Genomic DNA, 10,656 nt, shown 5'->3' with positions numbered 1-10,656 from the left:
GATCCGTCACTGCGTGCTCGTATCGTGAACGAGATGCGCCTCACTGTCGAAGGCGGCTTGGGGCCGCAAGTCATGGTGATTTCGCGTTTCGAACAGCGGCCTGACTGGGAAGGCAAGAATCTAGCGGAGGTTGCCGGCGTGCTGAAGCTCACGCCGACCGAGGCCGCCATCGAGCTCGTGCTCCTGGGCGATCCGAGCATGGTGGTGCATTCGATGAGTCCGCCGGACGTGGAGCGCTTCATGACACAGCCATACACCAGCACGTCATCTGATGGAGAGAATCCTGTGTTCGGTGTGGGGCAGCCTCACCCTCGCAGTTACGGCAGTTTCCCGCACAAGCTGCGGGAGTACGTGCTGGAAAAGAAAGTCTTGAGCATGCAGGCGGCGATTCGTGCAGCGACGTCCTTGCCGGCGGAGGTGTTGGGTCTGAAAGATCGCGGCGCGCTGACCCAGGGCAACTTCGCTGACATCGTCGTGTTCGATCCAGCGACCATCCGTGACAAGGCGACTTTCAGCGATCCTCATCAGTACAGCGAGGGGATCGCGTATTTGCTGGTCAACGGCGTGCTGACCGTCGACCATGACCAGTACACCGGTGCTCGAGCCGGACGAGTCGGCCTCAGAAAGTGAGCGTCGTCCAATGCGGCGTCATGCACGGTGAGTTACGCCGTGCTGCCGCTCGCCGGTGAGTTGATGATCTTGATGGTGGTGTAGGCCTCTAGACCTTCCTGCCCGAACTCGACGCCCAAGCCTGAGGATTTGATGCCGCCAAAAGGCACATGCGGTGCGATCTCTGCATGCTTGTTGATGAGCACAGTGCCGGCTTCGAGCCGCTGCGCGACCTTTCGCAGTAACTCAGGATCCGAGCCCCACACCGATGCATCGAGGCCGAAATCGGTGCCATTGGCTCGTCGAATCGCATCATCCACGTCGGTGTAGCGCACGATGGGCAGCACCGGCCCGAATTGTTCTTCATCGACCAGCCGCACGCCATCTTCGATCCCGGTGACCAGCGTGATGGGATAGAAATATCCTGGGCCCTGGGTCGGAGCGCCGCCGGTGAGCACTTTGGCACCGTGCGCTTTAGCGTCTTCGACCAGCTCGATCACACGCTGGTACTGTCGCTCGTTCTGTAACGGCCCGAGCAGACTGCCCTCGGCGGAGCCATCTCCCATCGGAATGGTTTGAGCCAGTTTGGTGAGTGCCTGGCACGTGCGCTCGAACACACTGTCGTGAACATACAAACGTTTGAGTGCGCCGCAGGTTTGTCCCGAGTTGATGAAAGCGCCCCAGAACAAGCCTTCGGCCAGCTTCTCGACGTCGGCATCAGGCAGCACGATGCCGGCGTCATTGCCGCCGAGTTCGAGCGTCAGCGCCTTGAGTGTGCCGGCAGCGCTGGCCATGACTTTTTTGCCAGTGGCGATGGAGCCGGTGAAAACCACTTTGCTGATGTCCGGATGCGCGCTCATGTCTGCGCCGAGGCGGTCTTCACCGGAGACGACGTTGATGACGCCCGGAGGTAACACGGAGTTGAGCAACTCGATCATGCGCAGCGTGCTGAGCGGAGTGAACGGAGACGGCTTGATGACCACGGTATTGCCGGTGCGCACCGCCGGCACGATGTGCCAGATGGCAATCAACAACGGCCAATTCCAAGGCGTGATCGAACCGACCACCCCGATGGGCACGCGATGCTGTTCGATCCGGTTTTTCGGACTGTCCTCGAGGATTTTCACCGGCAAGGATTGGCTGGCGACATAGCCGCTCCAACCGGCGCAACCGCCGAGTTCGAATTCCGAGCCCAGCCCTTTGAGCGGTTTGCCTTGTTCGCGAGTCAGTAGTTGCGAGAGCTCCGCGGCGTTGTCTGCCAACACTTTGGCGATTGCGCGGCAAGCATCTGCCCGCTGTTCGTCGCTGGTTTCGCGCCAAGAAGCAAACGCTCGTTTCGCCGCAGCAACGGCGGAGTCCAGATGCGCACGTGTGCCCAGAGGACTGAGCCCTACGACGCTGCCATCCGCCGGATTCTTGATCTCGACATATTCAGCGGCCGCCACCGGCTGACCATTGATCGTCATCTCGAACTTGCGCGCCATGGTTCTCTCCCCGAGCAAATAGTCCACTGGTTGCGATTGTTAGCTCGAAAATCGCGGAAGTCTTGGTCGGCAGCGCAGTCGTTATGTACTAGAGCGCAGCGGCTCTTGTGGCCGAAGTTTTCTCGGGCTATTAAGCGCTGAAGCTGATGGCAAGCCGCGAGCCATCCATAGAATTACCGGGGAGGGTCAGATGAGTGACATGAGAGCGCGTCTGGTTCGTGCATGCGTTTGCGCCACGTTGGCAAATGCGGCCGTGGGAGTGGGCCATGCTTGGGCTCAAACCGAAGAGAAGGGCACTCTGGAAGAGGTGACGGTGACGGCCCAGAAGCGCGAACAGGCGCTACAGGATGTCGGTATTTCGGTGGCGGCTTTCAGCGGCGAGCAGCTACAGCGGCTCGGTTTGAACAACACTACCGCGATTGCGCAGCAAGTCCCCGCGTTGCGGCTCCAGTCGTTCTCACCTGCGTTGACCATCTTCAGCTTACGAGGAGTGTCACAGAATAATTTCCAGGACAACCTCGAGGCGCCGGTCGCCGTCTATATGGACGGTGCCTATGTGGCCACGATGAATGCGATCAATGCGCAAATGTTCGACATGGAGCGGGTCGAAGTATTGCGAGGGCCGCAGGGCACGTTGTTCGGGCGCAATGCCACCGGCGGTCTGATTCATTTCATTTCTCGGCGAGCGGACGAGGATGCGTTCAATGGCTACGCCGAAGTCAGTGCCTCTGAGTTTGGTACGCACAGCGCTGAAGCTGCGATTGGCGGTGGGCTCGCTGACAACCTGCGCGCTCGATTGGCTGCTCGTTACGAAGAATCGGATGGTTATATCAGGCCTGGCACGGCGTTCGGCGTGCCAGCTTCCGGTGGTCGCGCGGGCGGTGCGCATGGTTACGCCGTGCGAGGCTCGATTCAGGCGGATCTCAGCGAGCGCGTCCTGTTGGATGTTACAGCCGCTTATTCTCGCGACGATGATGTGCCGACTGGGCAATATGTCTTCACGCTGGCGGGCTTCGATCCCAACACGGGTTTGGGTGCATTCACCAATGCGGTGGATCCGGCGGATCCCGAAGGTCCGCTGGTCAATTTCGAGCGCCGGCCGATTACCGGCAATGTCTGGCGCCATTGGTCCAACGAGTTTCCGTCCTTCAACCGCGATGTGAAGTCGTTGACGGCGCAGATCACCGCCGATCTCAGCGACGATATCGAACTGGTCTCGATCTCCAACGGCATGCAGATGGATAAGGCATACGTCGAGGACAGCGGCCAGGGCTTCGGCCACTTTCCTTATTTCACCAACAACGACTATGACCAATGGTCCCAAGAGTTGCGGTTGAGCGGCGGACAAGGCGACCTGCGTTGGCAAACGGGCGCCTACTATCTGGATATGACGGCAGATACGTCGCAGGTGGTGGAAGGCCCCTTGGCTCTCGGTGGCACCAGCGACACGCAACGCATGTCGACTTACGGCACGGTGAGATCGAAGAACTGGTCGGTGTTCGGTCAGGTCGAGTACGACATCGCGCCCCAGTGGACTCTGATCGGCGGCGCGCGTTGGTCGCAAGATGACAAACATCTGGACATGACTCGGTTCTATCAGGACGTTCCCAATGGCATTCCGAGCACCAAGCTGTTCGACATCCGCGACACCGGCGTACCGGGTGTCGATGACATCGACTACTCGGACTACGCGGCACGGGCGCAGCTCAATTGGAAGGCTCAAGAAGACGTGTTGGTGTTCTTGGCCTTCAACCGTGGCATCAAGGGCGGCAACTGGTCGCTGGATCCGCTGGGCTCGGTCGGCATCGCCAACATCAAACACAAGCCGGAGAAATTGAACTCTTACGAGTTGGGCACCAAGGCGGACCTGCTCGACAATCGGTTGCGCGTCAATGTCACCGCCTTCCACTATGACTACAAGGATTACCAGGCGTTCTCCTTGTTGGGCATTACTCCGCAGGTCTCCAACTCGGATGCCAAAGCAACGGGCGGCGAACTGGAAATTTCTGTAGCGCCGTTTGGTGGGCTGACATTGTCGGCGGGTGCGGCATTCATCGACTCGAAGGTGGATGCAGTGCCGGATGTGTTTGGCGGCACCGTGCGTGCGGAGTTGCCGATGGCTCCGGCAGCCAGCGTGAACTTGCTGGCGCAGTATGAGTGGCCATTGCTTGCCGGCACCATGGCTGTGCAGTTGGACGGTCGCTGGAACGACGACCAGTTCTTGGAGGGTACGAACTCCGAGGTCTCGGCGGAGCCTGCGTACTCAGTCTGGAACGGCAGTCTTCAATATCGGACCGCGGATGAGAGCTTCCGCGCGAGCCTGTGGGTCAAGAATTTCACCAATGAGGAATATCGGGTCTACAACCTGGATCTGGGCTTGCTGGGCTTCATTCAGCAGGTGTACGGACCGCCGCGCCAGGTCGGTGTGACGGTGTCCTATCACTGGCACTGAGCCAGCCAGGCCGAGTGAGGTGTATCGATGAGCTTGATACGCGCGGCGCTCGGTTGGCCTCAGATCGCCGGTCTCGGCATTTCGTTGGTCATTGCCGGGCAGTTCACGGGTTGGAACTACGGGTTGCAGGCCGGCTGGGCGAATCTCGTGGTCGCAACCGTGCTGATGGCGATTCTGTGTTTTGGCCTGGCTCTGTGCGTGGCTGAGTTGTCGGCGGCGCGTCCGCATGCGGGCGGGTTGTACGCCTACTGTCAGGATGCCTTCGGACGTTTTGTGGGCTATCTGGTCGGTGTAGCGGTATTCATTGCGCTCTCAATCGGCACGGGCGCCGCTGCCACTTTTATCTCGGCTTATTGCACGCATGTGCTGGGGTTCGGCGGCACCTGGCTCAAGCTCATGCTCTTTGCAGTCATCGCAGTCGTCCATCTGCGCGGCATCGGCGAAGCGATGCGGTGGATGGTGGCTGCAGGTGTGCTCTCGGTGGTTTGCATCGTGCTTTTTCTCATCGGCATGGCGCCACACTTCTCGCTACAGAATTTAGCGACACCCGAGTTGCCGCTGAGCGTGACGCCGGCTGGAGTGTTCTCTTGTGTGCCGTTCGCCATCTGGTTGTTCATATCGATCGAACAGAGCGCGGCGGCGTCCGAGGAGGTCGAAGATCCAGGCCGAGCCATTCCTCGCGGCATGCTGGTGGCGATCGGCACGTTGCTGGTTTCCGCTATCGGCATACTGCTGCTGGCCGTTGGTGGCGGCGGCATCAATCATCTGGCGACGGCCGATGATCCGTTGTTTGCGGCGTTGACCAGCCCGCTGGCCGGTGGTGCCTCACCTCTGCTGGCGAAAGTGGTTGGAGTCGGCGGCATGCTGGGATTGGTCGCGACCATGTTTTCGCTGGTCTATTCCGCGTCTCGCCAGTTGTATGCGCTGGCTCGTGACGGGCACTTGCCTGCGTTCGTGGGGAACACCAATCGCCGCTCCGCTCCGTATTTAACGATCATGTTGGTTGCACTGATCGGCGTGTTCGCCGCCTCGGTGAGTCCCGATCGCATCTTGCTTTGTGTCGTACTGTCTCTGGCCGCTTCCTATGTGGTGTTGCTGGCTGCATTCATCCAGCAGCGCACGGCGCACCCGAACCTGGCGCGACCGTTCCGCGCCTGGGGCGGTCGAGCAACGGCGGCGGTATGTTTGTTGCTGGCATTACTGGTGCTGAGCGCATCCTTCCAGTCGGATCCGGTGGCGCTAGGGGGCTTGGGTCTGCTGTTTGGGGCCGCGTTGCTGGTCCACTTTCTCTATCGAGGCACTCGCACTCGTCAACAGTCCACTGAGAGCGGTCTTGCCGATGTCTGATACCGAGGCTTTATTAGAACGTCGCTATCGCGTGCTTGGGTGCCACGCGCCGCTGTTCTATGACCGCCCCGTGCGGTTGGTGCGAGGTCAGGGCGTTTGGCTGTACGACGATGCAGGCCGGGCCTACCTGGATGTCTATAACAACGTGCCTTGCGTCGGCCATTGTCATCCGCACGTGACGGACGCGATTGCGCGTCAGGCGGCGACCCTCAATGTTCACAGCCGCTACCTGCACGACCTGGTCGTCAGCTATGCAGAGAGGCTGACTGCGACATTCGGCGATCCGTTGAATGCAGTGATGTTTACTTGCACCGGCACTGAGGCCAACGAACTGGCGTTGCGGCTGGCGCGATTTCACACCGGTGGGCGAGGCGTGATCGTGAGCGACTTCAGCTATCACGGTAACTCGGAGCTGTTGTCCGCGCTCACCAGCTGCTTCGAGACACCAGAACCTTTTCCCTCATTCGCCAGAGCGGTGCCGATCCCGGATCCGGCACGCGATCGACAGGGTAGAAGCGATGAAGAGCTGGCAGACGCGTACGCCGAGCACGTCCGCGCAGCTGTGAATTCGCTGCAGGCCGATGGCGTTCAGATGGCGGCGATTCTGATCGATACCTTCTTCGCCAACGAGGGATTGCCGGACCGCGTGCCAGGCTATGTAGAGAAGGCCGTAGAGATCGTCAGGCAGGCTGGCGGGCTATTCATTTGCGATGAAGTGCAGTCCGGCTTCGCGCGCACTGGCGCTGCGATGTGGGGGCATCGGTTGACCTCCGTGACACCGGACATCGTGACCTTGGGCAAGCCGATGGGAAATGGCCACCCGCTGGCGGGCGTAATCACACGGCGGGAGCTGGTCGACAAATTCGGACAGGTCGCGAATTATTTCAACACATTCGGTGCCAACCCGGTGTCGGCGGCTGCCGGTCTCGCTGTGCTGGATGTGATCGAGCGCGAACAACTTCTGCTCAATAGCAAGCGCGTCGGTGCGTACGTCAGAGAAGGGCTGGAGCGGCTGAAGAACAAGCATTCACTCATTGCCAATGTGCGCGGCCAGGGATTGTTCTTCGGCATCGAGCTGGCACACTCAGATGCCAATGCGACCCCAGCGACCGCAGAAACCAAACGGTTGGTCAATGCCATGCGCGAGCGCGGCATTCTGCTGAGCCGCATCGGCCGCTACGACAACATTCTGAAAATGCGGCCGCCGCTGGTGTTCAAGACCGAGCATGCGGACCAGTTGCTGTCGACGCTCGACCACGCTTTGTCGGAACTTTGACGGTAGAAGTGCGTGGCCACCGACTTTTATTCACTCACTGACGCTGAGCAGATTCAACGCCTGACAGCGCTTGCGACTGCCGCTCTGGCGCATTGGCCAGGCGACTTCGGCGCGCCGGTGTTGATCAAATATCGAGAGAATGCGGTCTTTTCGGTGACACGTTCGGACGGTACGTGCGCCGCGCTACGTGTACATCGCCATGCTTATCACTCGGATGCAGCGCTTCATTCTGAGCTCTTTTGGATGAGTGAGTTGGCCCGCGTCGGCATGCAAGTGCCACCGATTGTGCCGACGGCGGCCGGTGGTCTGTTTGTCCATGTCGGTGCACCCGGTGTGCCGGAGAAGCGGCAAGTCGATATGTTAGGTTGGTTGTCCGGTAAGCCGATCGGTTCGGCGGAGTCCGGGCTGAGCTTGGAGGAGGGGGTGAGCGAACGGCTGTATCACAGCGCCGGGCGCTTGGCCGCTCAACTCCACAATCACAGTACTGCTATGACGCTGCCGTCTGCGTTTACCCGTCACAGCTGGTGCGAGCAGGGATTACTGAGCGACGCACCGTTGTGGGGGCGGTTCTGGGAACTGGCTGCATTGTCGCCTGAAGAACGTGCCGTGCTCACTGAGGCTCGGTTCAAAGCGGCTGAAGATCTCGCCGCGTTGGGCAAGTCCAGCGCTGCATTCGGGATGATTCATGCGGACTTCGTGCCGGAGAATCTGCTGAACGACGGCGGGCGTTTGCAATTGATCGACTTCGACGACGCCGGCTTCGGTTGGCATATGTTCGAATTGGCCACGGCGCTGTATTGGACCCTCGATGAGCCGAACTATCCGTCGATCTGCCGGGCATTGTTCGACGGCTATCGTTCGGAGCGTCCGTTGTCGCCGGCGCACGAAGCCATGTTGCCGCTGTTTCTATTCTTGCGGGGCTCGACCTATCTAGGCTGGCTCCAGACCCGAGCCGAGACGCAGACCGCGCGTGAACTCGGCCCGCTGCTGATCGAACGCACTTGTCGGCTCGCACGACGTTACCTTGCGGCTCATTGACCCGCCCAAGGTTCGGGTGCACTATTGAAACTTGCATATTCAAGTAATGGCTCATGAATACCGCTACCACTCCGCCGCGAGTCGTCATCACCGGGGGTAGTTCGGGCATTGGTGCGGCCACGTGCCAGGCCCTGCTCAGTGCCGGGTACGAGGTGATCAACGTTTCTCGCCGGCCAGCCGCCATTCAATCGGAGCGGCTGCGCGATGTGACAGTCGATCTGACCGATGCGGCGGCGACCAAGATGGTGTTCGCCGCGCTGGCGGCCGAAGCGCCGGCCACCACCTTGATTCATTGTGCCGGCGTCACGCGCGAGAAGCTTCTCGAAGAAGTAAGTCTCGAGGACATCGATGCGCTGGCCAGTTTGCATCTGGCCGCTGCCGTATCGTTGGTGCAAGCCAATCTGCCGGCCATGAAGGCCGCCGGCTTCGGCCGCATCGTGCTGGTCTCCACGCGAGCGGTGCTCGGGCTGGCCAAGCGCACTGTGTATTCCGCTACCAAAGCCGGCATGATCAGCCTGGCTCGCACCTGGGCATTGGAACTCGCAGCCCATGGCATCACCAGCAACGTGGTTGCGCCGGGGCCGATCGGGGACACAGAAATGTTTCATCAAATCGTGCCTCGCGGCAGCGCCAAGCTCGACTCCGTTACCAAGTCGATTCCGGTGGGCCGCCTGGGGACGCCAGTGGATGTGGCGCGTGCCATTCTGTTCTTCGCCAGTCCCGAGGCTTCCTTCGTCACAGGGCAGACGCTGTTCGTGTGTGGTGGCACTTCGGTGGGGAGCATTAGTTTTTGACCATCGGCACGCACGCGAAGGTTTATGGGGACGCGGTCGTGACCGCACCCATCACCGTTCCGTACGTCCGGTACTCATTGCGCACAGCGCATTGGTTTGCAGGCAAAGCGCTCTCGGCGTTGCTACGAGCTTCCGGGCTGCGTAAAGATCAGATCGATGGTCTGTGTCTGGGCAGCTTCACCCTGGCACCCGATACTACCGTCGGCCTGACGCAGCATCTCGGGCTCAATGTTCGTTGGCTGGATCATCTGCCCATCGGTGGAATGAGCGGCATCACAGCGTTGCGCCGAGCGTTGCGGGCCGTGCAGTGTGGCGATGCCGAGGTGGTGGCTTGCATCGGCGCCGACACCAATCACGTCGATTCATTTCGGCAGAGCCTGGGTAGCTTCAGTGTGTTCGCCAGAGACGCCGTGTTTCCTTACGGCTCGGGCGGGCCCAACGCGAGCTTCGCTTTTCTCACCGCGTACTACATGCGAACGTTCGGCGCGACCGCGGAGGATTTCGGCAAGCTGTGCGTAGCGCAGCGTCAGAATGCGCTCACGTTTCCTCATGCTCTGTTCAAGAAGCCGCTCGACTTGGATGAGTATTTACAAGCGAGACCCATCGCCGATCCGCTACGACTGTTCGACTGTGTGATGCCGTGTGCCGGAGCCGAAGGCTTTTTGGTCATGAGTCGTCAGCGCGCCGAGGCTCTGGGATTGCCGTATGCGCGAGTGTTGTCGGCGAGCGAACGTTACAACGCGTTCGCCGACGATGCGATTCAGATGCGCGGCGGTTGGGTTCTCGACCGGGACCGGCTGTATGCCGAAGCGGCCATCGAGCCCGGTGACATTGATCTAGTCCAGACGTATGACGACTATCCGGTGATGTCGCTGATTCAGCTGGAAGACTTGGGCTTCTGCGCCAAGGGAGCCGGGCCCGACTTCATCCGGCGTCATAGTTTCGACAACGGCGGAACGTTTCCTTTGAACACCAGCGGCGGACAGCTCTCGGTGGGGCAAGCTGGTTGTGCAGGCGGCTTTCTCGGATTGGTCGAAGCGATTCGCCAGATGACCGGTCAGAATCTCGCCAAGGCAGTGCCGGAGGCGCGCATCGCGCTGGCGTTGGGATTCGGCATGATTACCTACGATCGCGGTTTGTGTTCGGGGGCGGCAGTGCTCAGCCGCAGCGACCTGTGATTCCGCCGCTGCAGCGACCGAAGCGCAAGAATCCGGTCTTGAGGACGCGGCAAGCGATGCTGCCGCCCGGGTCGCGCTCCCGTGCGGCGCTGGGGCTGACGGCCGCTGCGGCGTTGGGAAGATTCGAGCTGCAAGTGTGTGCGACCTGCAAGGCCGTGCAGTATCCACCGCGGGAGATCTGTCACGACTGTCTCGGCGATGAGTTGATCTGGACCCTGCAGGACGGAGCCGGCGAACTGCTGGCGGCCACTGCGGTTCATGTCAGTCACGATCTGTTTTTTCGCGAACGAATGCCTTGGCACCTGGCGATGGTGCGTTTGGATTGCGGCCCAACCGTGGTCGCACACTTACATTCCGCTTGTCCTGCTGCTCCGACGCGCGTTCGCGTGGGTGCACGACTGGACAAAGCCGGCCAAGGGGTTCTGGTGGCGTTCCCCATCGATGAGGTCACGAACATGGCAGACGATCGCCAGCTGCG

Annotated in this window: 9 protein-coding genes; 8 read left to right on the top strand and 1 reads right to left on the bottom strand. The window is 60.5% G+C overall.

The window, feature by feature from the left end:
* The coding region (locus tag JNL55_RS18655) for an amidohydrolase family protein (RefSeq protein WP_293856992.1) at positions 1-630 on the top strand (630 nt) is incomplete at its 5' end.
* A 32-nt stretch (positions 631-662) separates the two neighbouring features.
* Here JNL55_RS18655 and JNL55_RS18650 read toward each other — a convergent pair.
* Entirely contained in the window at positions 663-2,093 is a 1,431-nt protein-coding gene (locus tag JNL55_RS18650) for an aldehyde dehydrogenase family protein (RefSeq protein WP_293856989.1), read from the bottom strand.
* A 190-nt stretch (positions 2,094-2,283) separates the two neighbouring features.
* On the opposite strand from JNL55_RS18650, the gene JNL55_RS18645 reads away from it, so the two are divergent.
* From JNL55_RS18645 to JNL55_RS18615, 7 genes are all read left to right on the top strand, one after another.
* Positions 2,284-4,545, top strand: a complete 2,262-nt coding sequence (locus tag JNL55_RS18645) for a TonB-dependent receptor (RefSeq protein ID WP_293856986.1) — start codon at positions 2,284-2,286, stop codon at positions 4,543-4,545.
* Between the two features lie 27 nt (positions 4,546-4,572).
* On the top strand, positions 4,573-5,892 hold the full coding sequence (locus tag JNL55_RS18640) for an amino acid permease (protein WP_293856983.1): 1,320 nt from the start codon (positions 4,573-4,575) through the stop codon (positions 5,890-5,892).
* Positions 5,885-7,168: an aspartate aminotransferase family protein gene (locus JNL55_RS18635; RefSeq protein WP_293856980.1), complete on the top strand. Its 1,284-nt coding sequence runs from the start codon at positions 5,885-5,887 to the stop codon at positions 7,166-7,168. Before JNL55_RS18640 ends, JNL55_RS18635 begins: the two co-directional genes overlap by 8 nt.
* A 12-nt stretch (positions 7,169-7,180) precedes the next feature.
* A complete protein-coding gene (locus JNL55_RS18630; protein ID WP_293856977.1) occupies positions 7,181-8,206 on the top strand; it encodes a phosphotransferase enzyme family protein in 1,026 nt (341 codons plus the stop codon).
* Between the two features lie 53 nt (positions 8,207-8,259).
* Positions 8,260-9,000 carry an SDR family NAD(P)-dependent oxidoreductase gene (locus JNL55_RS18625; RefSeq protein WP_293856974.1) on the top strand — a complete coding sequence of 247 codons (741 nt, stop codon included), beginning with the start codon at positions 8,260-8,262 and terminating at the stop codon, positions 8,998-9,000.
* 38 nt (positions 9,001-9,038) lie between these two features.
* Complete coding sequence (locus JNL55_RS18620; protein WP_293856971.1) at positions 9,039-10,178, top strand: thiolase family protein; 1,140 nt, start codon at positions 9,039-9,041, stop codon at positions 10,176-10,178.
* Between the two features lie 38 nt (positions 10,179-10,216).
* A partial coding sequence (locus JNL55_RS18615; protein WP_293856968.1) for a Zn-ribbon domain-containing OB-fold protein occupies positions 10,217-10,656 on the top strand: 440 nt, incomplete at its 3' end.

Origin of the sequence: Steroidobacter sp., assembly GCF_016790065.1 — a bacterium.
Lineage (GTDB): Bacteria > Pseudomonadota > Gammaproteobacteria > Steroidobacterales > Steroidobacteraceae > Steroidobacter.
Note: the sequence above shows the minus strand (reverse complement) of the source record. Positions and strands in the feature narration are given on the sequence as shown.

What these genes read in the sequence shown, in the direction of transcription:
- JNL55_RS18625 (WP_293856974.1), top strand. Translation starts at nt 8,260, where the DNA reads ATGAATACCGCTACCACTCCGCCGCGAGTCGTCATCACCGGGGGTAGT.
- JNL55_RS18645 (WP_293856986.1), top strand. Translation starts at nt 2,284, where the DNA reads ATGAGTGACATGAGAGCGCGTCTGGTTCGTGCATGCGTTTGCGCCACG.
- JNL55_RS18635 (WP_293856980.1), top strand. Translation starts at nt 5,885, where the DNA reads ATGTCTGATACCGAGGCTTTATTAGAACGTCGCTATCGCGTGCTTGGG.
- JNL55_RS18650 (WP_293856989.1), bottom strand. Translation starts at nt 2,093, where the DNA reads ATGGCGCGCAAGTTCGAGATGACGATCAATGGTCAGCCGGTGGCGGCC.
- JNL55_RS18640 (WP_293856983.1), top strand. Translation starts at nt 4,573, where the DNA reads ATGAGCTTGATACGCGCGGCGCTCGGTTGGCCTCAGATCGCCGGTCTC.